32 protein-coding genes are annotated in these 26,875 nt (G+C 71.3%); 12 read left to right on the forward strand and 20 right to left on the reverse strand.

Going from position 1 to position 26,875, the window contains the following annotated elements:
* Positions 1-117: 117 nt before the first annotated feature.
* The 4 genes from HUX53_RS12670 to HUX53_RS12685 all read right to left on the reverse strand — a co-directional run bounded on the left by HUX53_RS12670 (position 118) and on the right by HUX53_RS12685 (position 2,695).
* Entirely contained in the window at positions 118-375 is a 258-nt protein-coding gene (locus HUX53_RS12670; protein ID WP_217919376.1) for an FAD-dependent oxidoreductase, read from the reverse strand.
* A complete protein-coding gene (locus HUX53_RS12675) occupies positions 372-560 on the reverse strand; it encodes a ferredoxin (protein ID WP_176403370.1) in 189 nt (62 codons plus the stop codon). Before HUX53_RS12675 ends, HUX53_RS12670 begins: the two co-directional genes overlap by 4 nt.
* A complete protein-coding gene (locus HUX53_RS12680; RefSeq protein WP_176403371.1) occupies positions 557-1,738 on the reverse strand; it encodes a cytochrome P450 in 1,182 nt (393 codons plus the stop codon). The genes HUX53_RS12675 and HUX53_RS12680 overlap by 4 nt, the downstream gene beginning before the upstream one ends.
* Before the next feature lie 75 nt (positions 1,739-1,813).
* Positions 1,814-2,695, reverse strand: coding sequence for a LysR substrate-binding domain-containing protein (locus HUX53_RS12685; protein WP_176403372.1), 882 nt, complete (start codon positions 2,693-2,695; stop codon positions 1,814-1,816).
* Between the two features lie 71 nt (positions 2,696-2,766).
* Between HUX53_RS12685 and HUX53_RS12690 the strand changes: the two genes are divergently transcribed.
* Genes HUX53_RS12690 through HUX53_RS12700 form a run of 3 tightly spaced genes read left to right on the forward strand, consistent with a single transcriptional unit; the run spans position 2,767 to position 5,274 of the window.
* Complete coding sequence (locus HUX53_RS12690) at positions 2,767-3,948, forward strand: thiolase family protein (protein WP_176403373.1); 1,182 nt, start codon at positions 2,767-2,769, stop codon at positions 3,946-3,948.
* A complete protein-coding gene (locus tag HUX53_RS12695) occupies positions 3,945-4,640 on the forward strand; it encodes a 3-oxoacid CoA-transferase subunit A (RefSeq protein WP_176403374.1) in 696 nt (231 codons plus the stop codon). Before HUX53_RS12690 ends, HUX53_RS12695 begins: the two co-directional genes overlap by 4 nt.
* Position 4,641: 1 nt before the next feature.
* Positions 4,642-5,274 (forward strand): 3-oxoacid CoA-transferase subunit B, encoded by a 633-nt coding sequence (locus HUX53_RS12700; protein WP_176403375.1) that lies wholly within the window; start codon positions 4,642-4,644, stop codon positions 5,272-5,274.
* A 44-nt stretch (positions 5,275-5,318) separates the two neighbouring features.
* Here HUX53_RS12700 and HUX53_RS12705 read toward each other — a convergent pair whose 3' ends face one another.
* From HUX53_RS12705 to HUX53_RS12720, 4 genes are read right to left on the reverse strand one after another with little or no spacing between them, the layout of a single operon-like run.
* Positions 5,319-6,572: an FAD-dependent monooxygenase gene (locus tag HUX53_RS12705; protein ID WP_176403376.1), complete on the reverse strand. Its 1,254-nt coding sequence runs from the start codon at positions 6,570-6,572 to the stop codon at positions 5,319-5,321.
* A 22-nt stretch (positions 6,573-6,594) separates the two neighbouring features.
* Complete coding sequence (locus HUX53_RS12710; protein WP_176403377.1) at positions 6,595-7,224, reverse strand: maleylpyruvate isomerase family mycothiol-dependent enzyme; 630 nt, start codon at positions 7,222-7,224, stop codon at positions 6,595-6,597.
* Entirely contained in the window at positions 7,224-8,054 is an 831-nt protein-coding gene (locus tag HUX53_RS12715) for a fumarylacetoacetate hydrolase family protein (RefSeq protein ID WP_176403378.1), read from the reverse strand. Before HUX53_RS12715 ends, HUX53_RS12710 begins: the two co-directional genes overlap by 1 nt.
* The gene (locus HUX53_RS12720; RefSeq protein ID WP_176403379.1) at positions 8,055-9,200 is read right to left on the reverse strand and encodes a cupin domain-containing protein; all 1,146 of its coding nucleotides are present in this window, start codon (positions 9,198-9,200) and stop codon (positions 8,055-8,057) included.
* A gap of 64 nt (positions 9,201-9,264) precedes the next feature.
* Between HUX53_RS12720 and HUX53_RS12725 the strand changes: the two genes are divergently transcribed.
* On the forward strand, positions 9,265-10,035 hold the full coding sequence (locus HUX53_RS12725) for an IclR family transcriptional regulator (protein WP_176403380.1): 771 nt from the start codon (positions 9,265-9,267) through the stop codon (positions 10,033-10,035).
* A 173-nt stretch (positions 10,036-10,208) separates the two neighbouring features.
* On the forward strand, positions 10,209-11,639 hold the full coding sequence (gene rox, locus HUX53_RS12730) for a rifampin monooxygenase (protein ID WP_176403381.1): 1,431 nt from the start codon (positions 10,209-10,211) through the stop codon (positions 11,637-11,639).
* A gap of 42 nt (positions 11,640-11,681) precedes the next feature.
* Here the strand turns inward: rox and HUX53_RS12735 are convergent, their stop codons facing one another.
* Complete coding sequence (locus HUX53_RS12735) at positions 11,682-12,677, reverse strand: aldo/keto reductase (protein ID WP_176403382.1); 996 nt, start codon at positions 12,675-12,677, stop codon at positions 11,682-11,684.
* Positions 12,678-12,804: 127 nt separating this feature from the next.
* On the opposite strand from HUX53_RS12735, the gene HUX53_RS12740 reads away from it, so the two are divergent.
* Entirely contained in the window at positions 12,805-13,647 is an 843-nt protein-coding gene (locus HUX53_RS12740) for a helix-turn-helix transcriptional regulator (RefSeq protein ID WP_176403383.1), read from the forward strand.
* On the opposite strand, the gene HUX53_RS12745 is transcribed toward HUX53_RS12740, so the two are convergent.
* Positions 13,648-14,478 carry an SMP-30/gluconolactonase/LRE family protein gene (locus HUX53_RS12745; protein WP_176403384.1) on the reverse strand — a complete coding sequence of 277 codons (831 nt, stop codon included), beginning with the start codon at positions 14,476-14,478 and terminating at the stop codon, positions 13,648-13,650.
* Between the two features lie 109 nt (positions 14,479-14,587).
* Here HUX53_RS12745 and HUX53_RS12750 point away from each other — a divergent pair, with 109 nt between their 5' ends.
* Both HUX53_RS12750 and HUX53_RS12755 read left to right on the forward strand, forming a co-directional pair.
* Positions 14,588-14,827 carry a hypothetical protein gene (locus HUX53_RS12750; RefSeq protein ID WP_176403385.1) on the forward strand — a complete coding sequence of 80 codons (240 nt, stop codon included), beginning with the start codon at positions 14,588-14,590 and terminating at the stop codon, positions 14,825-14,827.
* Positions 14,824-15,213, forward strand: coding sequence for a hypothetical protein (locus tag HUX53_RS12755; RefSeq protein ID WP_131944560.1), 390 nt, complete (start codon positions 14,824-14,826; stop codon positions 15,211-15,213). The genes HUX53_RS12750 and HUX53_RS12755 overlap by 4 nt, the downstream gene beginning before the upstream one ends.
* On the opposite strand, the gene HUX53_RS12760 is transcribed toward HUX53_RS12755, so the two are convergent.
* The 10 genes from HUX53_RS12760 to HUX53_RS12800 form a co-directional block, all read right to left on the reverse strand.
* Positions 15,171-15,704 (reverse strand): isoprenylcysteine carboxyl methyltransferase family protein, encoded by a 534-nt coding sequence (locus tag HUX53_RS12760; protein WP_176403386.1) that lies wholly within the window; start codon positions 15,702-15,704, stop codon positions 15,171-15,173. The two genes, HUX53_RS12755 and HUX53_RS12760, sit on opposite strands and share 43 nt — an antisense overlap.
* A 5-nt stretch (positions 15,705-15,709) precedes the next feature.
* Positions 15,710-16,759, reverse strand: coding sequence for a type III polyketide synthase (locus HUX53_RS12765; RefSeq protein ID WP_176403387.1), 1,050 nt, complete (start codon positions 16,757-16,759; stop codon positions 15,710-15,712).
* 50 nt (positions 16,760-16,809) lie between these two features.
* Positions 16,810-19,119, reverse strand: a complete 2,310-nt coding sequence (locus HUX53_RS12770) for an MMPL family transporter (protein WP_176403388.1) — start codon at positions 19,117-19,119, stop codon at positions 16,810-16,812.
* A 67-nt stretch (positions 19,120-19,186) separates the two neighbouring features.
* Positions 19,187-19,315, reverse strand: coding sequence for a hypothetical protein (locus HUX53_RS41060; RefSeq protein ID WP_255205200.1), 129 nt, complete (start codon positions 19,313-19,315; stop codon positions 19,187-19,189).
* A gap of 2 nt (positions 19,316-19,317) precedes the next feature.
* Positions 19,318-20,049 (reverse strand): alanyl-tRNA editing protein, encoded by a 732-nt coding sequence (locus tag HUX53_RS12775; RefSeq protein WP_176403389.1) that lies wholly within the window; start codon positions 20,047-20,049, stop codon positions 19,318-19,320.
* Between the two features lie 16 nt (positions 20,050-20,065).
* Positions 20,066-20,431 carry a DUF2516 family protein gene (locus HUX53_RS12780; RefSeq protein ID WP_217919377.1) on the reverse strand — a complete coding sequence of 122 codons (366 nt, stop codon included), beginning with the start codon at positions 20,429-20,431 and terminating at the stop codon, positions 20,066-20,068.
* Positions 20,432-20,585: 154 nt separating this feature from the next.
* The gene (locus HUX53_RS12785) at positions 20,586-20,999 is read right to left on the reverse strand and encodes a hypothetical protein (protein WP_176403390.1); all 414 of its coding nucleotides are present in this window, start codon (positions 20,997-20,999) and stop codon (positions 20,586-20,588) included.
* On the reverse strand, positions 20,996-21,454 hold the full coding sequence (locus HUX53_RS12790) for a helix-turn-helix domain-containing protein (protein WP_176403391.1): 459 nt from the start codon (positions 21,452-21,454) through the stop codon (positions 20,996-20,998). Before HUX53_RS12790 ends, HUX53_RS12785 begins: the two co-directional genes overlap by 4 nt.
* 139 nt (positions 21,455-21,593) lie before the next feature.
* On the reverse strand, positions 21,594-21,890 hold the full coding sequence (locus HUX53_RS12795) for a YiaA/YiaB family inner membrane protein (RefSeq protein WP_176403392.1): 297 nt from the start codon (positions 21,888-21,890) through the stop codon (positions 21,594-21,596).
* 85 nt (positions 21,891-21,975) lie between these two features.
* A complete protein-coding gene (locus HUX53_RS12800; RefSeq protein ID WP_176403393.1) occupies positions 21,976-22,866 on the reverse strand; it encodes a neutral zinc metallopeptidase in 891 nt (296 codons plus the stop codon).
* Positions 22,867-23,082: 216 nt separating this feature from the next.
* Here HUX53_RS12800 and HUX53_RS12805 point away from each other — a divergent pair, with 216 nt between their 5' ends.
* From HUX53_RS12805 to HUX53_RS12820, 4 genes are all read left to right on the forward strand, one after another.
* Positions 23,083-24,831, forward strand: a complete 1,749-nt coding sequence (locus tag HUX53_RS12805) for a DUF2207 domain-containing protein (protein WP_176403394.1) — start codon at positions 23,083-23,085, stop codon at positions 24,829-24,831.
* Between the two features lie 71 nt (positions 24,832-24,902).
* The gene (locus tag HUX53_RS12810) at positions 24,903-25,334 is read left to right on the forward strand and encodes a hypothetical protein (protein WP_176403395.1); all 432 of its coding nucleotides are present in this window, start codon (positions 24,903-24,905) and stop codon (positions 25,332-25,334) included.
* 181 nt (positions 25,335-25,515) lie between these two features.
* Entirely contained in the window at positions 25,516-26,235 is a 720-nt protein-coding gene (locus HUX53_RS12815; protein ID WP_176403396.1) for a FadR/GntR family transcriptional regulator, read from the forward strand.
* A partial coding sequence (locus HUX53_RS12820) for an MFS transporter (RefSeq protein WP_369009198.1) occupies positions 26,232-26,875 on the forward strand: 644 nt, incomplete at its 3' end. The genes HUX53_RS12815 and HUX53_RS12820, both read left to right, overlap by 4 nt.

Raw genomic sequence — 26,875 nt, forward strand, 5'->3', positions numbered from 1 at the left:
GTCACCGACCTGCTTCCCGAAAGCTACATCTGGGCGGACCACCAGCTCGATGCCGAGGCCAGCACACCACTCAGCACGAGCTGACGCCTCAAGCGGTTACAGGGCAAACGTTGCCTGCTACGGCACTAGGCCGGAGGCCCGGACGCCGAGTAGTTCGTTCGCCTCGTGCGTGGTCGGTGGGAGCTGGTGGGGCGCCATGTCGCCGCCGTCTAGCAGAAGCGCCTTCGACAGGGCCGGACGGCTGTAGGCCGCGTGCGGCTCGTCGCCGACGATGGTCAGCTCTCCGTCGAAGCCGCTGTCGCGTAGCGCGTCGGCCGCCGTGAGGCCGGCGATGCCGTTGCCCACGACTACGGCCCGCCTGATCGGCGTGCTCATTCGAGGCGGAGGGCCGCGACCGGGCAGGCCCGGACGGCGGCCTTGGCCTGCGGGGCATCGGCGTCGCCGATCTCCGCGCGGTCGAGGACGAGTTCGCCGTCGTCGTCGAGGTGCATCAGCTCGGGTGCGGCCTCCTCGCAGAGGCCGTGCCCCTCGCAGCGCGGACGGTCGAGAACGATCTTCATGCGGGGATCACCTCCAGGACGGGGAGCTCTTCGATGCTCCGGATGGTGTTGCTCGGCACCCGGACCTCGGTGCCGACGACGAGCCGCTCGACGCGGCGCGCCAGGGCTTCGATGACCGCGTGGGCCTCCAGCCGGGCCAGGCCCTGTCCGGCGCAGCCGTGCGGGCCGTAGCCGAACGAGAGGTGGTCGATCGGGTTGCGCTCGACCAGGAACGCGTCGGCGTCCGGGTAGTGGCGCGGGTCGCGGTTGCCGGAATTGAAGAGGATCGCGACCTTCGCGCCCTCCGGGACCAGGACGCCGTCGAGCTCCACGTCCCGGGTCACGAGGCGCCCGAAGGCGTGGATCGGTCCCCAGTAGCGGAGCACCTCGTTGAACGCGGCCGGTACCAGCGACGGGTTCTCCCGCACCAGCGCGAGCTGGCCGGGGTGCGCGGCGAAGAGGGCGACGATGTTCCCCAGGGCGGCGATCGTGCTGTCGACGCCGGCGCCGAGGTACTGGTGGATGATGTGGCCGGACGTTCCGGGCGGGATCTCGCCCCGCGCCTCGGCTTCGAAGACCCCGCGTCCGACCGAGCCGGGCGCCAGGTCGTCCGCGGTGACGTTCGAGCACCATTCGTACAGCTCGCCCGCGATCGGGAAGCACTCCGCCGTGCGCTGGTTCAGCGGCCCGAGCACCTGCATCGCCGCCTGGCCCCAGCGCAGCATGTTGTCGCGGACGTGCCCGGTGAACCCGATGAGGTCCGCGACGACCTCCAGCGGGAAGGCGCGGGCCAGCGCGTCGATGGCCTCGAACGAGCCCTCGGCGACCAGCTTCCCGACGAGCGCGTCGGCCTTCGCGTCGATGCCGCCCTTCAGCTTGCGGAGTGCGCGCGGCGACAGGTTCGCGGTCAGGGCCGCGCGCAGTTGGGTGTGCGCCGGCGGGTCCGAGGAGAGGGACGTGCCGGTCAGCGCCTCGTTGACCATCGGGTTGAAGCCGATGGCCCCGGCGGAGGAGAAGGTCTCCCAGTCGCCCAGGGCGCCGCGGATCACGTCGTACCGCGTGAGCGCGTAGACGTCGTTCGCCGGGAGGTGGACGACGCCGCCGAGGTCGCGCAGCGCCGCGAAGGACGGGTACGGGTCGACGAGCACCGCGTCGTCGAACAGGTCCAGGTCGGAGACGGGAGGGGCTGAGTCGGTCATGGCCCCCAGTGAATCCAGCGGACTTGCATTAGACAAACACATGTTCTACATGGCTCGACATGAACTCTGTGCATGTCAGACGATCTCGCGAATCAAGGAGACGGCTCGGGAGAGGTGGGGTTCTGTGCGGTCGGTTCGGTGGGCGATCGCCAGGTCCACGTGCGTGGTGGGACGCACCAGGGGACGGTAGACGACGCCTTCCAGCGCCAGGACCGTCACCGGTTCAGGGACGACGGCCACGCCGAGCCCGCCGGCGACCAGGGTGATCAGGGTGGACGTCTCGCCGACCTCGTGGCGGATCCGGGGCTCGACGGCGGCGTCGCGGAAGAGGCCGAGGACGACGTCGTACATCACCGAGCGGCGGTCCGCGGAATGCACGATGAGGTCGGCGCCCGCCATGTCGGTGACGCCTATCCGGCTCAGGGCGGCCAGGGGGTGGCCGGTGGGGACGGCGACGACGAGCCGGTCCCGGCGCAGCGGCAGGACGGTCAGGGACAGGTCGGCGATCGGCGGTCGCAGCAGCGCCAGGTCGATCCCGCCGGACCGCAGCGCCGAGATTTGGTCGGGCACGAGCATCTCGCCGCGGAAGGCGAAGTCGACTCCGGGCAGTTCCAGGGAGAGGCCTCGGGACAGCGCGGGCAGCAGGCTGTAGGTCGCCGAGCCCACGCAGCCGATCGCGAGATGCCCGACGGCGCCGGCCGCGACCCGGCGGGCCTCGTGCGCCGCCTCGTCCACCTCCCCGAGGATTTGCCTGGCCCGCACCAGGTAGCTGCGGCCCGCATCGGTGAGGTCGACCCGGCGCGTGGTCCGGTGGAGCAGGTCCACGCCCAGCTCGTGCTCCAGCCTGCGGATCGCCTGGGACAGCGGCGGCTGGGCCATGTTGAGCCGCTCGGCGGCCCGGCCGAAGTGGAGTTCCTCGGCGACTGCGACGAAGTACCGCAGGTGGCGTAGATCCATATCTGTGACATATTAATAGGAGTGAATATTGATACTTCACTGTATCAAGCGAGGTCACTAGCCTCGATTGCATGAGCTCCTACCTGTACTCCGCCGTCCGGACACCGTTCGGGCGGTTCAACGGCGCGCTGTCGGGCGTGCGGCCGGACGACCTCGCGGCCGGTGTGATCAGTGCGCTGCTGGAGCGCGCACCCCGGCTTGACCCGGCCGCGATCGGCGACGTCGTCTGGGGCAACGCGAACGGTGCGGGCGAGGAGAACCGCAACGTCGGACGGATGGCCGCGCTGCTCGCCGGGCTGCCGACCAGCGTGCCCGGCACGACGGTCAACCGGCTGTGCGGCTCCAGCCTGGACGCGGCGATGATCGGTTCCCGGACGATCGAGTCCGGCGACGCCGACGTGATCCTGGCCGGTGGGGTGGAGTCGATGACCCGGGCGCCGTGGGTACTGCCGAAGCCGGCCAAGGGTTTCCCGGCAGGCAACCTCGCCGCCGTTTCGACGACGCTCGGCTGGCGGCTGGTCAACCCGCGCATGCGGGACGAATGGACCGTATCGCTCGGCGAGGCCAACGAGCAGCTCCAGGAGAAGTTCGGCGTCAGCCGGGAGCGTCAGGACGCGTTCGCCCTGCGTTCCCACCAGCTGGCGGCGGCCGCCTGGGACGAGGGCTTCTACGACGACCTGGTCGTCCCCACCGAGGGGCTGAAGCGGGACGAGGGCATCCGCGCCGACACCTCGCTGGAGAAGCTGTCCGGGCTCAAGCCGAGCTTCCGTCCGGACGGCACCATCACGGCGGGCAACGCCTCGCCGCTGAGCGACGGCGCGTCCGCTCTGCTGCTCGGTTCCGAAGCCGCCGCCGACCGGATCGGCCTCGAACCCCTCGCCCGCATTGCCGGACGAGGGGCGTTCGCGCTTGACCCGCAGGAGTTCGGCTACGCCCCGGTCGAGGCGGCCAACCACGCCCTCGCGCGGGCCGGAATCGGCTGGGATCAGGTCGGCGCGGTCGAACTCAACGAAGCCTTCGCCGTCCAATCGCTGGTCTGCGTCGATGCCTGGGCAATCGACCCGGAGATCGTCAACACCAAGGGCGGCGCGATCGCGATCGGCCACCCGCTGGGGGCCAGCGGCGCCCGCGTCCTCGGCACGCTCGCGAAGGTGCTCCGGGAGCGCCGCGAGCGCTGGGGCGTCGCCGCGATCTGCATCGGGGTCGGGCAGGGCCTGGCCGTCGTCCTGGAGAACCTGGAGGCCGGAGCGTGAGTCGCGCGGAAATAGTGGAAAGCGTCGACGAGGCCGTGCGCGGGATCGAGGACGGCAGCACCGTCCTGGTCGGCGGCTTCGGCTTCGCGGGGATGCCGTTCGACCTGATCGACGGGCTGATCCGGCAGGGCGCGAAGGACCTCACCATCGTGTCCAACAACGCCGGCAACGGGGAGGTCGGGCTGGCCGCGCTGCTCAAGGCCGGGCGCGTGCGGAAGGTGATCTGTTCCTTCCCCCGGCAGAGCGACTCCTACGTCTTCGACGGGCTCTACCGGGATGGGAAGATCGAGTTGGAGGTCGTGCCGCAGGGCAACCTCGCCGAGCGGATGCGCGCGGCCGGTGCGGGCATCGGCGCCTTCTACTGTCCGACCGCCGTGGGCACTCCGCTGGCCGAGGGCAAGGAGACCCGGACGATCGACGGGCGCGAGTACGTCCTGGAGTACCCCATCAGGGGCGACGTGGCGCTGATCAGCGCCCACCGCGCCGACACGATGGGCAACCTCGTCTACCGCAAGACCGCCCGCAACTTCGGCCCCGTCATGGCGACGGCCTCGGCGGCCACGATCGTCCAGGTGGGCGGGGTTGTTCCCGCCGGGGACCTCGACCCGGAGGCGGTCGTCACGCCCGGCATCTACGTCGACCGCGTGGTGAAGGTCGAGGCACGGCAGTACACCGTCCAAGGAGCGCGCTGACATGTCCCTCAGCACCGAAGAGCTCGCCGCGATCGTCGCCCGCGACATCCCGTCCGGCTCCTACGTCAACCTCGGCATCGGCCGTCCGACCAAGGTCGCCGACCACCTCCCGGACGGCTCGGGCATCGTGCTGCACACCGAGAACGGCATGCTCAACATGGGCCCGGCGGCGGCCGGCGACGAGATCGACCCTGATCTCACCAACGCCGGCAAGGTCCCGGTGACCGAGCTTCCCGGAACGTCGTACTTCCACCACGCGGACTCCTTCGCCATGATGCGCGGCGGCCATCTCGACGTGTGCGTGCTGGGCGCGTTCCAGGTCTCGGCGACCGGCGACCTCGCCAACTGGAGCACCGGCGCCCCCGACGCCATCCCGGCCGTGGGCGGGGCGATGGACCTGGCCATCGGCGCGAAGCAGGTCTTCGTGATGATGACGCTCTTCGACAAGAAGGGCCGGTCCAAGCTGGTGCCCGCGTGCACCTACCCGCTGACCGGCGTCGGCTGCGTCAGCCGGATCTACACCGACGTCGCCGTCATCGACGTCGGCCCGGACGGGGCGTCGGTCCGCGAGACCTTCGGGGTCACGATCGACGAGCTTCGCGAGCAGCTGCCCGTCCCGCTCAAGGAAGCCTGACGGCCATACGGCCTGATCCCGCGCGGGGTCAGGCCGTATGGGCGTCAACCGATGAGCGTGTCCACCTTCGCCGACGCCAGCGGCACCGGTGTGAACATCGGCGGTTCGTCGGACGGGTGCAGCGCGGTCGGGCCGTAGAGCCAGTCCACGAACGCGTAGTCGTAGGTGCCGCGCTCCCGCAGCAGGACGTTGCGCTGCTGCCGAGCCAGCCCGTCCAGGTGCCACAGCTGGCCCCAGGCGCGGGACGTGCTGACGACGCGGCGGCAGTGCTCGGGCCGGACGGCCTGGTAGGCCGCGAGGACGGCCGGCCAGTCCACCGTCCCGTCGTCGGTGAGGTGCCGGGCGACGTGCTCGCCGAGTACCCAGCCGTCCTCGATCGCCATGATCGCGCCCTGCGCGATGTACTGGAGCGGGGCGTGGGCGGCGTCGCCGAGCAGCGCGATGCTGCCGTCCACCCACGTCATGATCGGGTCGCGGTCGTACATCCGCCACCAGCGGTCGCGCCACATGTCGGGCAGCCCGTCCTGGACGAAGTCGCAGGCACGCGCGAAGGCCGCGTCCAGTTCGTCGGGCGTGCCCCAGTCCTCCTCGCCGGCGCGCGCCTTGGGCGACTCGAACACGGCGACCTGGTTGAGCAGTTCGCCGCCGCGCAGCCCGTAGTGGACGAAGTGGCAGCGCGGTCCGATGTACACGACGACCTCGGACAGGTCGACCTCCGCCGCCCGGCCGCTCGCCGTCGGGGTGGTGCCGCGATACGCGACGTACGCGGAGGAGACCGGCTCGTCGTCCGAGAGCAGTTTGCGGGCCGCCGAGTGCAGCCCGTCCGCCGCGATGACGATCCGCGCCTTCTCGACGCGGCCGTCGGCGAGCGTGACGCGGGCGCCGCCGGTGACGTTCGCGTAGTCCACCACCTGCTGCGAGGTCCACAGGTCGACGCCGGCGCGCTCGCAGGCGCACAGCAGCATGGCGTGCAGGTCGCTGCGGTGGATGACCAGGTACGGGAAGCCGTAGCGCCGCTCCAGGTCGCGCAGGTCGAGGCGGGTCAGCTCGGAGCCGTCGACCGCGTCGCGCATGATCATCGCTTCGGGTGTGACGCCGAGGTTCTTCGCCTCGTCCAGCAGGCCGTAGTCGTCGAGGATGCGCGTGCAGTTGGGGGCGAGCTGGATGCCGGCGCCGACCTCGCCGAAGGCGGCGGCCCGTTCGAGGACGCGGACCGCGAGGCCCCGGCGGCTCAGCGCGTAGGCGGCGCCCAGCCCGCCGATGCCGCCGCCGACGATGATCACATCAGGATTGGTCATGGTCTCTTCTTTCTCGGACGCGTCAGAGCCAGGGGCCGAGCGGCGGGGCGTCGGGAAGCGTGTGCGGGCGTCCGGCGAGCCAGGCGGCCACCTCGGGCAGCGGCCCGTCCGGAACGGTCGCGGCGTCCATCTTCCGTTTGGCGGTGATGTCGGTGATGAGGGCTTGCAGGAAGTCGCCCGGCAGGTCGGCAAAGGTGACGCCGAGGCCCAGGTCGACGGCGTGGACGAGGACTTCGCGGGACCGCATCCACGGCACCTCGGTGGCGGGAACGGTCCGGCCCTGGGCTGTGACGACCTCGGTCTGCCACTGGCCGTCGGTCAACTCGTCCATCGCCGTGCGCAGCGCCGTGGCGGAGCGGTTCACCCAGGCGGTCAGTTCGGCGGCGCTCATCTGCGGGCCGCGCTCGATCCCGGCCGCCCGCTCCTCGGGCGAGGCGTACATGGGGGTCTCCTCGCCGGTGGCCGCCCAGTGCAGCAGGTTGCCGAGCGCTTCGGCGTTGGCCGCGACGTGGGCGACCAGATGCTTGCGCGTCCAGCCGGGCAGCAGGCTCGGGGCCTCGTACTCCGCCTCGGTCAGGCCGTCGGACGCGTCGAGGAACAGCTTCGTGCCCTCGTGCGTCCAGCGGACGGCGTCGGTGAACGAACGCGCCATCAGGCGTCCTTGACGACGCGGTTCGTGCAGGCGCCGAGACCGTCGATCTCGGTCACGACCGTCTCGCCGCCGGTCAGGTAGATCTTCGGGTCGCGGGCGTGGCCCACCCCGGCGGGCGTGCCGGTGGCGATCAGGTCGCCGGGGCGCAGCGTGATGATCGTGGAGACGTACTTGACCAGGAAGACCGGGTCGAACAGCAGCGTGCCGGTGTCGTCGGACTGCATCTCCCGCCCGTCCACGACGGTCTTCACCCGCAGCGCCGGGCGGACGCCGCCGACCTCGTCCGGGGTGACCAGGTAGGGGCCGACGGGGGTCGAGGAGTCCCAGATCTTGCCCTGCGTCCACTCGATCGTGCGGAACTGCCAGTCGCGGACGGAGACGTCGTTCATGACGGTGAACCCGGCGATCGCCGCCTCCGCCTGGGCGTCATCGGCGCGGCGCACCTCCTGGCCGATGACGACGGCCAACTCCACCTCCCAGTCGAGCGCATCGGTCTCGGTGGGCTTGACGATGTCGTCGTTCGCGCCGATCAGGGAGTCGGCGAACTTCGGGAAGAGCGTGGGGTAGGACGGAAGATCCCGGCCCATCTCCTTGATGTGGTTCGTGTAGTTGTGGCCAACGCAGATCACCTTGGACGGGTTCGGCACCACGGGGGCGAAGTCGGCGCCCTCGGCGTCGTAGGCCGTCCCGGCGCCGGATGCGGCCTTCGTCCGCCAGTCCGGGTCGGCCAGCAGCGCGCCCAGGTCGGTGAACCCCAGGTCGACGAGCTTGCCGTCGTCGAGGCGGACGGCGCGGGTGCCGGCGGCGGTGCGGATGGTGGAGAGCTTCATTCAGACGTCCTTGGCGAATCGGTTGAGGTTGAGGGCTTCGAAGACGGGCGCGTCACTGAAACGGAACAGGTCGAGAGCCCCGGAGTCGGAGTCGGACGATCCGGCCTCCGAGCGCACCGAGAGCGGCTCCCAGGAGGGGACGACGAACAGGTCGCCGCGGGTCACCGACCAGGTCGTGTCGCCAACGGTCACCGTGCCGGAGCCGTCGAAGACCTGGTAGACGCTGGAGCCGGTCTCCCGGACAGGGGCCGTCTCGGCGCCCCGCGCGACCCGGTGGAACTCGGCGCGGAGGGTGGGCAGCACGTCGGTGCCGTCGGCGGGGTTGCTGTACCGGACGGCGGCGTGGCCGGGCTCCACCGTGGCTGCGTGGCCTTCCTTCTCCAGCGCGAGCTGGTCGGCCAGTGCCCGGTCGGTGAACTCCCACTTGTAGGACAGGAGCGGCGAGCCGGGCGTGGTGTGGCCGACGCCGACCGGCCGCAGCCCGGGGTGGCCCCACAGCCGTTCGGAGCGGGAGCGCTCGGGGGTCGTGTGCTCGGCCTCGGACAGCTCGTCGCGTCCGAACTCGAAGAACTGCGCCTCGGTCAGGTACTGGAACGGGATGTCCAGGCCGTCGATCCAGGCCATCGGACGGTCGGTGGCGTTGTGGTGGGCGTGCCAGTTCCAGCCGGCCTGCGGCAGGAAGTCGCCCCGGTTCATCGGCACCGGGTCGCCGCCGACGACCGTCCACACGCCGGAGCCCTCGACGACGAAGCGGAAGGCGTGCTGGGTGTGGCGGTGCTCGGGCGCGTCCTCACCGGGCATGAGGTACTGGATCGCCGCCCACAGCGTCGGGGACGCGAACGGGCGCCCGCCCAGCCCCGGATTGGCCAGCGCGATCGCCCGGCGCTCTCCCCCGCGTCCGACCGGGACGATCCGCCCGGCCTGCTCGGCGAGCCGGACCAGCCTGTCCCACTTCCACACGTGCGGGACGGCGGCCGAGCGCGAATGGGCCGGCATCAGGCCGCCGATCTCCGTCCACAGCGGCACGAGCAGCTCGGCCTCGAACCCCCGGTAGAGGTCTTCGAGCTCCGGCGTGACGTCCGGCTGGCCTGGCGCGTCGACGGCCCGCAGCCGCACGGGCGAGTCCGCGAAGGGAGTGCTGGTCATACCCGCAATCGTGCTGCCTGTACTCTGTGAAGAAAAGGAAATTCTGCTCTCCAGAATCAAGGTCATGGACAAGCCGCTCAAAGCACCGCCCCCGTACGCCATCGCCAGCGTCGACAACGCGCTGCGCATCGCGGCGATGCTGCAGCTCGAAGGCCCGCTGACGGTCACCGAGGTCGCGCAGCGGCTCGGCGTCGCGAACTCGACGGCGCACCGGCTGCTCGCCATGCTCGTCTACCGGGACTTCGCGGTCCGCGACGCCGACCGCACCTACCGCGTCGGCCCCGTCCTGGAGCTCGCCGCCCACTCCCAGTCGACGGCGGCCCGGTTGCGGGCGGCCGCGCTGCCGCATCTGCACAGGCTGGCCGAGCTGCTGGACGAGTCCGCCAACCTCACCGTCCGCACCGGCGACACGGCGCGCTTCATCGCCAGCGTCGAGTCACGGCAGGCCCTCCGGGTCGGCTCGCGCGAGGGGATGGTCTTCCCCGCCCACCGCACCACCGCCGGCCTGCTGCTCCTCGCCGAACTGCCGCCCGACCAGCTGGACGCCCTGTACGCCGCCGACCGCTACGACGAGCGCCCGGACGAGCGACCGGACCTCGACACCCTGCGCGCGGATCTGGCGCGGGTGCGCCGCAACGGGTTCGCGCTCAACGAGGGCCGCTCCGAGCGGGGCGTGGTCGCGGTCGGCGTCTGCGTCCACGCGCCGGACGGCGAGGCCGTGGCGGGCCTCTCGCTGTCGATGCCGAGCGCGCGGTACGAGAAGGAACGCCTGCCCATGCTGGTCGGCACGCTGCGCACGGCGGCCGAAGCCCTGGAGCGCGACCTGGCGCGATAACACCAAAAGCAATGGCAGGGATGCTGTGCTCTCCCTGCCATTTTCAATATATAGCACAGAGGGGGGCTTGCGGCAAGACCCTGGTCGTGTTGCACAATCGTCGACCGTAGCCGGAATCCGCGCAATTGAAGAATTGCGCCTATCGGCTGGACGAAAGGCGACCTGGGGGGTTCATGATCGACGTGATCATTGCCGGCGGCGGGCCGACCGGCATGATGCTGGCCGCTGAGCTGCGGCTGCACGGCGTGCGGGTGGTCGTGCTGGAGAGGGACGAGCAGCCGAGCGAAATCGTCCGATCGCTCGGCCTGCACGTCCGCAGCATCGAGGTGATGGACCAGCGCGGCCTGCTGGAGCGATTCCTCGTACACGGCAAGAAATACCGGCTCGGCGGTTACTTCGCCGGCATCACCAAGCCGTGGCCCGACCGGATGGACACCGCGCATTCCTACATTCTCGGCATCCCGCAGCCGGTCACCGACCGGCTGCTGGCCGAGCGCGCCGCCGAGCTCGGCGCCGAGATCCGGCGCGGCTGCGAACTGGTCGGCGGGAGCCAGGACGAGCGCGGGGTGACCGCCGAGCTGGCCGACGGAACCCGGCTGCGCTCGCGCTATCTCGTCGGCTGCGACGGCGGCCGCAGCACGGTGCGCAAGCTGCTCGACATCGGCTTCCCCGGCGACGCCGCCACGCACGAGTGGCTGCTGGGCGAGATGAAGATGACCGTGGCACCGGAGGAACTGGCCGCCGTGGTCGCGGAGGTCCGCAAGACCCAGCGCGGGTTCGGCGTCGGCCCCATCGGGGACGGCATGCACCGCGTGGTCGTGCCCGCCGAGGCGGTGGCGGCGGACCCGGCCGTCCCGCCGACGCTTGAAGAGATCAAGGAGCGGCTGCGGGTGTTCACCGGCACCAACTTCGGCGCGCACTCGGCGCGCCGGCTCACCCGCTTCGGCGACGCCACCCGGCTGGCCGAGCGGTACCGGGCGGGCCGGGTGCTGCTGGCCGGCGACGCGGCGCACGTCCACCCGCCGCTCGGCGGGCAGGGGCTCAACCTCGGCGTCCAGGACGCGTTCAACCTGGGCTGGAAGCTCGCCGCCGAGATCGGCGGCTGGGCGCCGGAGAGCCTGCTGGACAGCTACGAGGCCGAGCGGCGCCCGGTGGCCGCCGACGTGCTGGACACCACCCGCGCGCAGTCGGAGCTGATGTCCCTGGAGGCGGGCCCGCAGGCGGTGCGGCGGCTGCTGGCGGAGCTGATGGAGTTCGAGGAGGTGAACCGCTACCTGATCGAGAAGATCACCGCGGTCGGCGTCCATTACGACTTCGGCGACGGCCACGAGCTGCTCGGCCACCGGATGCGGGACGTCCGGCTGAAGCAGGGCCGCCTCTACGAGGCGATGCACAAGGGGCGCGGGCTGCTGCTCGACCAGACCGGCCGGCTCTCGGTCGACGGCTGGGCGGATCGGGTCGACCACGTCGTCGATGTCAGCGACGAACTGGACGTACCGGCGGCGCTGCTGCGGCCGGACGGCCACGTGGTGTGGGCAGGCGAAGACCAGGCCGATCTGCTCAACCGTCTCCCCGCATGGTTCGGCGCACCGAGCAGAGCGTGAGGACATCGGCCGGGCCTGCCGCGACGCAGGCCCGGCCAGGGCTCAGTTGCCGACGCCGAGCCCGGACATGAACGCCGGCGGGTAGCGGTCGCCGCGTGCAGCGCCCAGCGGAACGGCCTTCTCGATCTCGGCGAGGTCGTCGGCGGTGAGGTTCAGGTCCATCGCGGGCAGCGCCTCGTCCAGCCGCTCGCGGGTGCGGGCGCCGACCAGCGGCACGATGTCCTCGCCCCGGGCGGCCACCCAGGCGATGACCAGCTGCGCGACGGTGCAGCCCTTCGCCTCGGCGACCCGGCGCAGCGCGTCCACGAGGGCGAGGTTGTGCTCCACGTTCCCGTCCGAGAAGCGGGGGCTGCGACCGCGGCTGTCGCCGGGGGCGGCGGCGCGATCGGGCGTCCAGTGCCCGGAGATGAGGCCGCGGCCCAGCACCCCGTAGGCGGTCAGGCCGATGCCGAGCTCGCGCAGCGTGGGCAGGACGTCCGCCTCCACCGCCCGGGAGATCAGCGAGTACTCGATCTGCAGGTCGCTGACCGGGTGCACGGCGTGCGCCCGGCGGATCGTCGCCGCGTCGACCTCGGAGAGCCCGACGTGCCGCACGTATCCGGCGTCGATCATCTCCTTGACCGCGCCCACCGTCTCCTCGACCGGCACGTCCGGGTCCAGCCGGGCGGGACGGTAGATGTCGATGTGGTCGGTGCCGAGCCGGGTCAGCGAGTACGCCAGGAAGTTCTTCACCGCCTCGGGACGGCCGTCCATCCCGCCGAACACGGGACCCGGCCCCGACAGCATGCCGAACTTGACGCTCAGCTGGTAGCCGTCGCGGTCCCGGCCGCGCAGCGCCTCGGCGAGCAGCAGCTCGTTGTGGCCCATGCCGTAGAAGTCGCCGGTGTCGATCAGCGTGACGCCGGCGTCCAGCGCGGCGTGCACGGTGGCGATGCTCTCGGCGCGGTCGGCGGCGCCGTAGGCGCCCGACATGCTCATCCCGCCCAGCCCCAGCGCGGAAACGGCCGGGCCGGTCTTGCCCAGAGTTCGTGTCTGCATCTCGTTCTCCCTCGTTTCAGCGTCGTCCCCAACTCTGCGTCCGGTCGGAGGACGCCTGAAAGAGGAGCGTTCATCGTGGGAGAGCCGCTCCCTGGATACGTCCGCCGTCGCGAGGAACCATGGAGTCATGCAACGTGAGCAGCTCGCGGACTTCCTGCGCCACCGCCGCGAGGCGATCCGTCCGGCCGAGGTGGGGCTCCCCGACGGCCCCCGCCGCCGCACCGCCGGCCTGCGCCGCGAAGAGGTGGCGATGCTCGCCGGCATGTCGGCGGACTACGTCGTCCGCCTGGAGCAGGGGCGCAGCAGCCAGCCCTCGACGCAACTGCTCGGCGCGCTGGCGCGGGCACTGCGCCTCTCCGACGACGAGCGCGACCACCTGTTCCATTTGGCCGGCCACCAGCCTCCGCCCGCCGACGGGACGGCCCGTCTGGCCCGCGCCGGATTGCTGCGCATGCTCGATCTGCTCGGCGACACCCCGGCCGTGGTGCTGTCCGACCTGGGCGAGGTCCTCGCGCAGAACCGGATGGGCCTCCTGCTGACGGGCGACCACACGGAATTCTCCGGCGACCGGCGCTACGTCGCGTACCGCTGGTTCACCGAGCCCGCCGCCCGCGCCGCCAGCCCACCGGACGAGCAGGAGAGGCACGCCCGTGAGCTGGTGGCCGACCTGCGCGCCGCCGCCGGCCGACGCGCCGGCGACCCCATCGTGACCGGGCTGGTCGACCGGTTGCAGGCGGCGAGCGCCGACTTCCGCCGGCTGTGGGCCGAACACGAGGTGGCGGTCCGGCGCATCGACCGCAAGACGCTGCTGCACCCGCGGGTCGGCCACATGCTGATGGACTGCGAAACCCTGGTCACCCCCGACCAGGGCCAGCACCTGCTGGTCCTCACCCCGGCGGACGCCGAAACCCGCGAACGCCTGGAGTTGCTGCGCGTGCTCGGCATCGAGGAGTTCTCCACGGAACGCTGATCAAGCACCGTGTCCGACGTCCACTGCGAGGATCTGGCCGGAGGCGGGGGTCACCATTTCGGGCTCGGTCATGCCGCGCCATTCGGCGGCGGTGATGAAGAGAGTCCTGCCGGTGGGGCCGCCGAGGGTGCAGGCGAAACCTCCTCGGTCCAGGGCGACGGTCTGCAGGATCTCGCCGCCTTCGGCTACGCGGACGCAGTGCCGGTTGGGGACGTCGGCGTACCAGACGGCGTTCTCCGCGTCCACGCAGATGCCGTCCGGGGCGGCGGCCTCGCCCAGGTCGGCCCACAGGCGGCGGCCCGAGAGGCTGCCGTCGGCGGCGATGTCGAAGGCCATGAGGCTGTGGGTATAGGAGTCGGCGACGATCAGCGTGGAGTCGTCGGGCGTCACCGCCATCCCGTTGGGGAACGCAATGTCGTCGGCGACCTGGCGCGCTGAGCCGTCCGCGACGAGGAAGACCGAGCCCGGCTTGGACATTTCGCCGGACATCGGGTCGAAGCCGACGGCGTTCACGTAGATGTGGCCGCAGCCGTCGACGGTGATGTCGTTCCAGCCCTCGCGGCCGAGGTCGGCGTGGGTCGTCAGGGTTCCGTCCGGCTCGCGGCGCAGGAGCAGGCCGTCCGCCGACGAGACGATCAGGAGCCGGCCGTCGGGGAGCCACTCCGTGCAGAGTGGCAGCGACTTGACGTGGGCGACCACCTCGGCGGCGCCGTCCAGGCCCACGGCGACGACTTCGCCTGCCGACCAGTCGGAGAAGTACAGCCGGTCCCCGTGCCAGCGCGGCGATTCGACCAGTCCGCGGCCGTCCAGCAGCGTTCGGATCTCGTTCATTGGTGGGTCCCCTCTCGTGCGTCCTACCTCCTACACGAACGGGCGGGGACGAAATCGACAACCGGCCCAGTACACACTGGAAGGCTCTAGAGTGTGTATCGTGTGCGCCATGGCGAGACTCAACATCACGCTCCCCGACGAGCTTGCCGCCACGCTGCAGGGGCTCGCCGAGGAGAAGAAGATCGCCTCGGTGTCCGGGTTCCTCGCGGACGGGGCGCGCCTCAAGCTGGCCTTCCTGCGGGACAACTCGACCATCGACGACCTGTTCGGCCCGCCGAGCCCGGACGAGCAGGCCATGGTGGACCGGCTGGTGGAACGCGGCACGCCGGACCGCCGGGACGTCGCGTGATCACCGGTCACGTCTTCGACGCGACCGCACTCCTGGACCTCGCCACCGGCAAGACGATCTACGTCCGCGCCCGGCTGCGCGCGTCCATCGCCCAGCACGCGACCATCGTGATCCCGGCCACCGCGCTCGCCCGCGCGTGGCAGATCGTCCCGGACCACGGCCGCACCGTCCTGGAGCGGCTGCCCGGCATGCAGGTCGTGCACGTCGACGACCTCGACGACGTGATCGCCCAGCAGACCGGGCTGCTCGTCACCACGATCCCCAACCTGGGGATGGACGCCGCGCAGGCCGCGTGGTCCGCCCGCTGGCGGCGCTGGCCGCTCATCACCGCCGACCCCGACGTCTACGAGGCCGTCCCCGGCGTCCGCGTGGAGCAGATCCCGTAGCCGAGGGCCTCGTTCTCGGTCCTGACGCGGGTTCTGAGCAGCCACAGGTTGGCCGCCGTGAACAGCAGGGCCGTCCGCCACGCGGTGTGGACGAGCGGCAGCGCGGCGCCCTCCGCGACGACGGCCACATAGTTGGGGTGCCGCAGGCGGCGGTAGGGGCCGCGGTCGACGAGCGGCATGCCGGGCACGACGATGACCCGGGTGTTCCACCGTTTCCCCAGGCTGGCGATGCACCACCAGCGCAGTGCCTGGGCGGAGGCCGTCAGCGCCAGCATCGGCCAGCCGAGCGATGGGACGAACCGGGTTTTCCGGGCTTCCAGCAGCGCTCCGCCCAGGAGGCCGACGTGGGCGGCGGCGATCAGCGGGTAGTGGCGGGCGCCGTGCTCGATGCCGCCGTGCCGCCGCGCCCAGGCGCGGTTGCGGCGCGCCACGGCCAGCTCGGCGAGCCGCTCGGCCGCCACGAGCGCGATCAGCGCGGTGTAGCGGTTCATGCGGTTCACCAGCGCAGCAGGACGAGTTCGGCGGAGAATCCCGGGCCGAGCGCCATGAGCAGGCCGGGCTCGCCATCGGGTGGACGGCGGTGCGCGATCGTCTCCTGCAGCACGTTCAGCACCGACACCGAGGACAGGTTCCCCATCGTGCGCAGGGAGTTCCAGGTGATGTCCAGGGCGTCCGGTTCCAGGCCGAGCTCCTGCTGGATGATCTCGATCACCTTCGGACCGCCGGGGTGGCAGACCCACGAGTCCACCTCGTCCACGGAGAGGCCGTGGTCGCCGAGGAAGGACCCCACATCGCCGGCCAGGGTCGCCTCGACGTGGTCCACCAGGTCGGCGGCCAGCACGACACGGAAGCCGTGGTCGCCGACGTCCCAGCCCATGAGGCGCTGGGTGTCGGGATAGAGCCGGCTGCGGGTCGCGACCACCCGTGGCCCTCGGTGGGAGCCGTTGTCTCGCTGGTCCCCCACCGCCACCACCGCGGCGGATCCGTCGCCGAACAGGCCGCTGGCGACCAGGTTCGCCACCGAGGTGTCCTCGCGCTGGACGGTCAGCGAGCACAGCTCGACGCAGACCAGCACCGCCACGCGTTCCGGCCAGCCGCGTAGATGGTCGTACAGCCGGGAGAGCCCGGCCGCGCCCGCCGCGCAGCCCAGGCCGAACATCGGCACCCGCGTGATGTCCTCCCGCAGGCCGACGCGCTGCGCCACACGGGCGTCCAGTGAGGGCGTCGCCACACCGGTCGAGGAGCAGAAGATCAGGTGGTCCACGTCCTGCGGGGCGAATCCGGACTGGCCGAGCGCGTCCCGCACCGCCCGCGACGCCAGCTCGACGGCCGTCTCGATGTAGACGTCGTTGGCGCCCGTGAAGCCGCCGAGCTTCACGTACTCGTCGATCGGCAGGGCCAGGCTGCGGCCGGTGACCTGGGTCGCGGTATGGAAGCGGCGGACGAGCCGCTCGTCGGCGTCCGTGCGCTGCACGACCGCCTGGGTGATCTGGTCCTGGTCGTAGCGGTGGTCTGGCACCACCGTCTGTACCGCAGCGACGCGCATGGGCCCCCCAAGTGTCCGCCCACGCCCTTACCCAGCGCGCCGGGGAACAGTCAGCTCGTCAGCTCCAGCTCCAACTGCTCGGCGACCGGTTCCGGGGGCGGCGGCGCGGTCGGGCGGGACCGGCCGGGCCACCACCAGTTCGCGTGCCCGAGCAGGCTCATCAGCGCCGGAACCAGGACGAGCCGGACGATCGTGGCGTCCATCGCGACGGCGACCGCGAGGCCGAGCGCCATCATCTTGATCGTCGGGTCGGGCTGCGGGACGAAGCTCGCGAACACGAAGATCATGATGAGCGCGGCGGAGGTGATGAGCCGGGCGGTCGCCCCGATCCCGGTCACCACGGACTCGTGCGGGTCGCCCGTCCGGTCGTACTCCTCCTTGATCCGCGACAGCAGGAACACCTCGTAGTCCATGGACAGCCCGAAGATCAGCGCGAACATGAACAGCGGGATGAACGACATGATCGGGATGGCCTGGTCGACGCCGAGCAGCCGGATCCCCCAGCCCCACTGGAACACCGCCGTGACGACGCCGAACGAGGCGCCGATCGACAGCAGGTTCATGAGCGCGGCCTTCACCGGGACGACGATCGAGCGGAAGGCGATGACGAGCAGCAGCAGCGCCACGCAGACGACCGCGATGACGACGGTCAGCATGCGGTCGCCGACCGTGGACGCCAGGTCGATGATCGCCGGGTTCTCGCCGCCCAGGTAGATCTCGGTGCCCGGATGGGCGTCCCGCACCGCGGCGATCTCCACGTCCCGCAGGTGGTGGACGAGGTCGGTGGTCGACTGGGCGTGCGGCGCGTCCCGCGGTGTGACCCGCAGGATCGCGGTCTTCCCGGTCACGATGGGTTCCCCGACGAAAACGACGCCGGGCGCCTCGGAAAGCCGCTTCTGCAGTTCCTGCGCGATGAGCACCGCGTCCTTGTCGGGCTTCTTGCTCGTGTCCGGCGCGCCCTTTGGAAGGGCCGGCTCCGGTGACGGAGTGGGCGCGGGCGCTGCCGGCTTCGTCAGGCCGGTGAGCCCTTCGCGTCCGTCCACCGTGGGCACGACCCGCTTCGGCTTGGCGCGCTTCTCCTCGCCGGGCACTTTCGCGACGACGACGAACGGGCTGTAATGGCCGGCGCCGAACTCACTCGCGACGATGTCGTAGGCCTGCCGCGCCTCCATCTTCTTGGACGCCATACTGTCCGCCATCACGCCGAACCGCAGGCTCAGCGTCGGGATGGAAAGCGTCAGCAGAACCAGCGTCGCGACGATCGCGTAAGGCCAGGCGTGCCGGTCGACGTGCCGCCCCCACGCCATCCAGCGGCGTGAACTGCGGTCGGGCCGGACGCGCGGCAGCTTGTACCGGTCGATGCGGTGCCCCAGCGCGCCCAGAACAGCGGGCAGCAGCGTCAGCGCGGCGACGACCATGATGGCGACGGCGAGCGCGGTGAAGATCCCGATGGTTCCGACGAACTCGATCCCGGACAGGAACAGCCCGCAGATCGCGAACACGACGGTGCCGCCCGCGAACACCACGGCGTGCCCCGAATGCGCCATGGCCCGTCCGACCGCGGTCTCGACGTCGTCGCCCTCGGCGAGCTGCTGCCGGTAACGCGTGACGATGAACAGCGCGTAGTCGATTCCGGCACCGATGCCGAGCATCGCCGCGACCATCGGCGCGGTCGGCGCGATCTGGAAGAACGACGCCGAGAAATGGATGAGCGAATACGCGATGACCATTCCGCACAGCGACACCAGGATCGGGATGCCCGCCGCGAGATACGACCCGAACGCCAGCAGCAGCACGCCCAGCGCGAGGACGATCCCGACGCCCTCCTGCGGCCCGCCCTTCGGCTGGTTGAGGATCATTGCGACGATGCCGCCGAACTTCACGTCCAGCCCGGCCAGCCGCGCGGGCTCGACGGCACGGTTCAGCGCGTCGAGGTCGGCGTGCCCGACGTCGCTCATCGTCCCGGTGAAGTTGAGCCGGACGACGACCGCGTTGTCGTCCTTCAGCCCGCCCATGCCCGGCACATAGGGGTTCTCGACGAACGCGACCCGCTTCAGCTTCCCGATGTTCTCGATCGACTGGCCGATCGTGAGCGCGGCCCGCCAGTCCGCCGGGCTCGCCTGGCGCGTCTCGTGGAACACGACGGTCGCGGTCGGCCCGGTCATCGCCGGAAAGTCCTGCGCGAGCGTGTCGATGGCGCGCTGCGTCTCGGTGCCGGGCAGCGTGCTCTGCTGCACGAACACGCCCCCGTGCATGATCCCGAGCACCCCGGTGCCCAGCATCACGGCGACCCACAACTCGAAAACAGTGCGCCGCCGCCGCACGCAGAGACGCCCGAGCGCCTCCAGAAAGCCCGCCATGTTCGCAGCGAACACCGATCGCTACAGAATTACAACACCTGCAACTTTGTAGCCACGGTAACGTCCGTCACACGCCAGCGGTCGAGGTCATCGCGATGGATGACAAGGTGCCGGCAGGGACGGTACCGGCGGCCAGCGCCGCACGGAACTCCTCTGTCTGCGCACGCAGGCGCTCAGTGAAAGTGTCGTCGTCCATGACTAATCGGTGATTTTGATGCGGAGGCGGCGGAAGCCGCGGCCCTTGTTCTCGACCTTGGCGACCGTGATGCGGCCGATCTGCTTGGTGGAGCCGACGTGGGTGCCGCCGTCGGCCTGCGTGTCGAGGCCGACGATGTCGACGATCCGGACGTCCCGCACCTCGGGCGGGACGAGGTTCGTGGCGGTGCGGATGATGTCGGGGATGCCGAACGCCTCGGCGCGCGGCAGGGTCTTGATGTCGATGCGGCGGTCGGCCTCGACCTCGGCGTTGCAGGCGTCCTCGACGGCCTGCTTGAAGCCGGGCGGGACCTCACGGAGGTCGAAGTCCATGCGTGCGGCCAGCGGTTCCATGTTGCCGCCGGTGACGAGGCAGCCGTAGTCGCGGAACACCACGCCGCAGAGCAGGTGCAGGCCGGAGTGGGTCCGCATGAGGGCGGTGCGGCGCTCGTCCTCCACGGCGCCCTGGACGACGGTGCCGGCGGGCGGGAGAGGGTCGCCCTCCTCGGGGATCAGGACGAGGTCGTCGCCCTTGCGGACGCCGGCGACGCGGGTCTGGACGCCCTGCCAGAGCAGGACGCCGTGGTCCGGGGGCTGGCCGCCGCCGCCCGGGTAGAAGGCGGAGCGGTCGAGGACGACGCCGTCCGGTCCCGCGTCGAGGACGACGGCCTCCCATTCGCGCAGCGCCTGATCGTGCAGTTCCAGCCGGGTGGTGCGTCCGAGGGTGTCGCTCATGACCTCACGGTGGAGGTCACCAGGGGCCGTAGGGGCCGGATCGGGAACCGCCGCGGCCGCCGTTGTTCTTCTTGAACGGCGCCACGGCGGGACGGACGTCCGCCAGGTAGATCGCGGCGCCGATGAACGCGGCGACGGGCAGGATGCCGAGCAGCAGCGCGATGGGGCTGGCGCCGAGCGCGGCCGGCGCGATCGCGTAGGCGCCGCCGACGACGGTCGCGACGATCAGGATGATCGTCCAGATCTTCTTGCTCCACTTGCTGGCCGCGGAGAACGCGCCGGTCGGCACGGTCACCGAGTCGATCAGCGCCCACGCCTCCATCACGAAGGCGATGATCAGCAGTAGCCAGAAGAAGTAGTCCACCACGTTGAAGCCCGACATCTGCGCTCCTGCTCGTCTCGGACGGCGACTCCTCGTCGCGCACACGGCGTTCGTCTGCCCCAACCCTATGCGCACCGTCCACCCGGGCAGCCTGTAGGAACAGACGAAGGAACCCGGCCGGGTGTTCCCGGCCGGGTTCCGTTCGGCGGTGCCGTTACTTCTTCGCGGTGGTGCGGCGCGTGGCGCCGGTGGTGCCGGTGGTCCGGCGCGGCTGCGTGGTGCGCGCCTTCGGGGCCGGCTTCGCGTCGGCCTCGGTGATCTCCGCGACCTCGACGGCCTCGCGGTTCACGACCTTGCGGCCCCGCTCGGCGAGCTCGTCGATGATCTCGGAGGCGCGGGTGCCGAAGTGCGTGGCGTAGGCGACCGCCGCACCCGGCAGGTCCTTGGCGTCCACACGCTCCTGGTACCGGGACACCTCGCCGCGGTAGCGGTCCACGGTCTCGCGGACCTGGCCGCGGTAGCGGTCCACCTGACCGGGGACCTCACGGAGCTTCTCCACCGCGAAGTCGCCGGCGCCGGCCACGGCGTAGACGGCCTTGTTCTCTCGCAGGTTGCTGGCCAGCGTCATCCGACCTCTTCCTTTCCGTTCTGTGCGTGGTCTGCTGGTTCGGGTGCCGCCCCGTCCGGCGCCGCCGGTTCGGGCGCGGCCGCGTCGGCGAAGTCCGCGCCGAGCACTCCCGTGGCCTCGTTCTCCTTGAGGAACGACGCGTAGATGTCGAGCAGGACCTGCTTCTGCCGTTCGGTGAGCAGGAGGTCGGCCCGGACGGCGGCCTGGACGTCGGTGTCGGCCTCGCGGTCCTCAAGGATGCCGGCCTGCACGTACAGCGCCTCGGCGGAGATCCGCAGCCCCTTGGCGATCTGCTGCAGGATCTCGGCGCTCGGCTTGCGCAGGCCGCGCTCGATCTGGCTCAGGTACGGGTTGGAGATGCCCGAGACGTCCGCGAGCTGGCGCAGCGAGATCTTCGCGCGCGTGCGCTGTTCCCGGATGTACTCCCCGATGGAGCCGACCTTCGAACTTGCCATGACTCCACCCTGCGTCATGGTGCTTGCAATTGCAAGCGGTCTAGCTAGCACTTCGTGGTGAATCGCCTCACATGCCAGAAAGGTCGGAAAAGTCGGAGCCCGGCGCCGTCGGGAGGACGGTGCCGGGCTCGGCGGAGCGTCACAGGTTGGCGGTCGCGTAGGGGTCGTGCTCGGCGAGCAGCTTGTCGAGGCGGGCCTGGTCGACGCGGTTGGTGATGGCCTCGTTCTCCTGCTTGTCGCGGACGCACTTGGCGAGCGTGAACGTCGACGTGATCACGTAGAGCAGGCCCATCGCGAGGAACGCGCGGACCCACGCGCTGACGGGCAGGTACGCGACGCCGACGGCGACGGCGGTGCTGGAGACCGCGAACGAGATCACGGCCTGGACGAAGAACGCGGTGGTGCCGGCGGCTGCGGGCGGCTTCGAGGTCGTCATGCCACGAGTCTGCGGCGCGCCCGCGCCCCGGTCATGAGTACCGGTGCTCAGCCGCGCATGGGTAAAGGACTCAACTCGGGCGGGCTCAGCTCACCTTGGACGGCGGGGCGATCCAGGTGTTGCAGACGGTCAGGTCGCGGCCGTTGAAGCCGGTCACCACCCAGCCCGCGTAGTGCCGGCCGGAGCCGTGGTCGCGCTCGTCCACCGGCTTGCGGTCCTCGCCGCGTCCCCGCACGTCGGTGATCATCGCGACGTACTGCTCCCGCGTCATCGGCAGCGTGGACCGCTCGGAGCCGAGGAACGCGCCCGCGAAGCACTGCGCCTGCAGCTCGATGCGGCGGCTCGCCGCGTTGCCGGTCGCGGTGCTCCCGCTCTCTATCTGCCGGTCCCCGTAGAGGAGGATCCCGGCGCGATCCTGGACGTGGTGGCCGTACTCGTGCGCGATCACCCGCGCGTACACGGCGTAGTTGGACAGCGGCTCGCCGCCCGACGTCTCCACGACGTGCTTGAGCCCGACGTACATCGTGTTGTTCGCCGGGCAGTAGAACGCGGACGCGCCGGGCGCCGGGTAGGTGCCGCACGGGCTGCGTCCCGGATCCACCCAGAACACGCGGTTGGGCCTGTCGAACCGGATCCCGGCCTTCCGGAACTGCTTGGACCACGCGGAGTCGAGGCAGTCGCTCAACGTGTCCATGAACTGCCGCATGGACTCGGCGGACGGCAGGATGCGCGGCAGCCGGCAGCTCACCGACGTCAGCGAACCGGTCTTGTACAGCGGGCTGTTGGTGGCCTTCTCCTTGGCCGACAGCGCCGAGTTGCCGCCACCGGACGAGGTCGGGGCCCGGGTGCCGCCGGTGGCGCTCTGCGTCCCGCCGAGGACGGAGAGCCCCAGGATCGCGAGGACGACGAGGGCCGTCAGCCCGCCGAAGATGCCCGCGATCGTCCCGCCGGCGCTGCGGCGCGGGGGCGGGCGCATCGGGACGTACCGGTACTGCGGTTGCCCGTAGGCAGGCGGCCCGTAGCCCGGTCCTCGCGGGGGCGGCGCGCCGTACGGCGGCCCTCCGTAGGGCGGTCCGCCGTGCGGCGGCCGGCCGTAGGGGGGTGCCGGTGGCCGCGGCGGAGGGGGCGGCGGGGGGTAATGACCTGCCATAGCGCAGAATCATCGCACGCGTTGCCGATACTATTTGCGGCCATGTCTGCTCTTGCGGCGTTGTTCCGGTTCCGGCCGGTCGTCCTGACGGTGTCGGCCGCGGCACTGATCCCCGTCCTGACCTCCCCGTCCGCGGCGGCCGAGAGCGCCGGGGCCGGGACGGTCGCGGCGTCGGAGCGGGTGCTGAAGGACGAGGTCGTCCTCACCGCCGGGCAGGGCGGCGTCACCAAGGTCAAGGAGACGATCGTCTACCGGTTCGCCGGCCGCAAGGGCTTCGAGCGGACGTTCCGCACCCGCAGCCACGAGAGCCTCAGCGAGGACCGCGTCTGGAAGCTCGGCAACCTGCGGGCGAGCAGCCCGGACGGCGGGCCGACGAAGGTCAGCACGTCCAGCGAGGGGCTGAAGACGACCGTCGAGGTGAGCGGCGCGAAGGAGCTGACCGGCGACCGCACCGTCGTGCTGGAGTACGACCTGCGCGGCGCGATCACCCCGATGGGCGCGGCGGAGGAGCTGCGCTGGCCGGTGATCGGCGGCTGGAAGGTCCCGCTGGACGAGGCGAAGGCGACCGTGGACGCCGGCGCGATGATCCGCAGCGTCAACTGCTTCACCGGGCCGATCGGCAGCACGATCGGCTGCACGCAGTACTACACGAACCACACGCACACGCAGGGCGTCTACGCGCAGCAGGGCATGCTGCCCGGCGAGTACGTGACGGTCGTCGCGGGCCTGCCCGCCGGCACGACCGGCGGCAAGGCGATCTACGAGCGGCGGCACACGGTCGCGACCGCGTTCTCGGTGAACGGCGTGACGGGCGGCGCGCTCGCCGGCCTGCTGGTGCTGCTGGTCGGCGGCGTCATCGCCCTCTACCTGCTGCGCGGACGGGACGCGCGGGTCGTCGGCAAGAAGGCCGCCGAGGGCGACCAGGCGCCGCTCGCCGGGGCGGAGTTCGAGCCGCCGGACGGGGTCCGTCCCGGCCAGATCGGGACACTGATCGACGAGCAGGCCGACGTGATCGACGTGACCGCGACGATCGTCGACCTCGCCGTCCGCGGCTACCTGCTGATCGAAGAAGAGGACCGGGCCGTCACCGGCCGCCTCGACTGGACGCTGCGCCGCCTCGACCGTCCCCAGGTCGACCTTCTCCCCTACGAGCGGATCCTGCTGGACGCGCTGTTGACCGCCCCCGACGGGTCCGGCCGCGCGGCCGTGAAGCTGTCGGAGCTGGGCGGGACGTTCGCGACGAAGCTGGCGCAGGTCAGGTCCGCGATGTACGACGACGTGGTGAAGCAGGGCTGGTTCGCGCGGCGCCCCGACACCGTCCGGTCCCGCTGGACTCTCGCGGGCATCCTCGTCACGCTGCTCGGCATCGCCGGGACGGTCGCGCTGGCGCTCACCACCGAGTGGGCGCTGGCCGGCCTCGCGCTGATCATCGCGGGCGCGGCGCTGGCCTATGGCGGCCAGTACATGCCGGCGAAGACGGCGCGCGGCGCCACGGTGCTCGCGCACACGATCGGGTTCCGGGCGTTCCTGGAGCGCGGCGCCATCCCGGACGGCGACGCCGCCGCGTCCCGGCAGCGGATCGCGCTGTTCTCCCGGTTCCTGCCGTACGCGGTCGTGTTCGACACCGTCCCGAAGTGGGCGGAGACGGTCAAGGACGCGGGCGAGCAGGGCGCCGACAACCTCTACTGGTACGAGGGCCCGGCCGAGTGGGACCTGTCGAAGTTCGCCGAGTCGATGCGGACGTTCACGCTGGCCACCTCGGGTTCCATCTCCCAGTCGCGCGGCATGTGACGCACGCCGCGGTTACCCGACGGTTAACCGCCTGACGGCGGGTACAGGCGGGGGCGAGGAGGTGTCGCCTCATGCTCGCCGCGCTGACCGTGCTCGCCGGCTACCCGGACCCGAACGCCCCTCCTGGCGGCGGCGTCGGGGACCGCTGGTTCCTGTACATCGGCCCTCCCGTCATCTTCCTGGCGGTCATCTTCTGGGTCGCGGTCACCCTGACGGCGTCCCGCGTGCGGCCGCGAAGCCGCCACCCGATGGGCGGCATACCCAACCGGGGGCCGGTGCAGGGCGGGATCATCAAGGGCAGCCCGTCCCAGCGCAATCGCCGCGACCCGGCGCCGTCGGTGACGCACCGCGAGGTCACGGCGCGCGTGGAGTACGGACGCCTCGGCGAGGAGGCCGTCCGAGAGAAGGAACTGGCCGAGGCGCGGAAGAGCCGGGCCGAGCGGCTGGGCAAGGCCCCGGTCCGGGCCAGGCACAACAAGCGCGGCCGGCGCAGGCCGCGCTGAGTCTTCGCGGCATCCAGAACGCGACGCCCGCCGGGACGGCTCCCATGTCCCCACACCGCCCGGCGGACGTTGTCCGAGCCCGCGGTGGTCGTCGAGACCCCTCCCGGCGGCCACCGCGGGTCCGTGATGTCCGGCCCTCGTAAGATGTCTGACGTCTTACTTTGGGAGGGGTTCGGTGGGGTTGAGTCCTGTTGCGAGCGGATCGACGGTCGACGCCGTCCTCGACCAGCTCCAGGCGCAGGTCAGCGACGGTTCGTGGGCGGTCGGCGAGCGGATCCCGGCGGAGCTGGACCTGGCCGCGCAGCTCGGCGTGAGCCGTCCGGCCGTCCGGGAGGCGATCCGGGCGCTGTCGCACGTCGGGGTGCTGGAGGTGCGGCGCGGCGACGGGACGTACGTACGCAGCGGCGCCGACCCGCACCCGCTGCTGCGCCGGGTGGCGCGGGCGTCGGCGCGGGACGTGTTCGAGGTGCAACTCGCCTATGACGTCCAGGCGGCCCGGCTCGCGGCCCGCCGCCGCACCGACGCGGACCTGGCGCGCCTGGAGGACCTGCTCCGCGCGCGGGACGAGGCGACCGAGCCGGACGCGTTCGGCGCCGCCGACGCGCGCTTCCACCTCGGCGTCGCGGAGGCGTCCCGCAATCCCGTCCTGATCGAGGCGATGCGGTACTTCATCGACCGGCTGCACGAGTCGATGCGCGCGATCCGCCTGGACCACGAGGTCCCCGAAGCAGGCCCGGCCCGCCACCGCGCCGTACTAGACGCAATCGCAGCAGCCAACCCACAGGCCGCCGCAACGGCAGCGGCGGCCGTCGTCGAACCCACCCTCGCGGCCTTGGAGACCCTCCTCGACAAGGCCGCACCACCGGAACCCGGCGCTCCGCTCGACGGGGAGGCGGGGTGACGGCGCGGCGGGCTGGGCTGGCCGGGGCGCTGCTCATGATCGTCTTTATGGCGGTCAACCTGCGGCCGGCGATCGCGGCGGTCGGGCCGCTGCTGACCGAGATCAGCGACGAGTTCGGGCTGTCCGGCACGGCGGCGGGGGCGCTCACCACGCTGCCGCTCGTCTTCTTCGGCTCCTACGGGCTGGTCGCGGCGTTCCTGCCGCGCGCGCCGCGCGGCGAGACGCTGCTGGTCAGCGCGATGGCGCTGCTCGTCGGCGGGCTGGTGCTGCGGCTGGTGGACGCGCCCGCGGCGCTGTTCGCCGGGTCGCTCGTCGCCGGGGTCGCGATCAGCATCGGCAACATCGCGATGCCCGCGATCATCAAGCGGGACCATCCGTCCCGCATCACCACGGTGACGGCCGTCTACACGCTCGCGGTGACAGCTGGGGCGTCGCTGTCGTCCGGGTTCGCCGTGCCGGTCGAGGACCTCTTCGACGCGTCCTGGCGGCTGCCGCTCGGCCTGCTCGCGATCCCGGCGACGCTCGCCGGGCTGCTGTGGGTGCCGCGGGCGCGGCGCCCACAGCACCGTCTCTTATACACACCTGACGCCGCCGACGCAGAGGATACTGAAGATCTCGTCGCGCGCACGACCCACCACCA

This window comes from Actinomadura sp. BRA 177 (genome assembly GCF_013372625.1).
Lineage (GTDB): Bacteria > Actinomycetota > Actinomycetes > Streptosporangiales > Streptosporangiaceae > Spirillospora.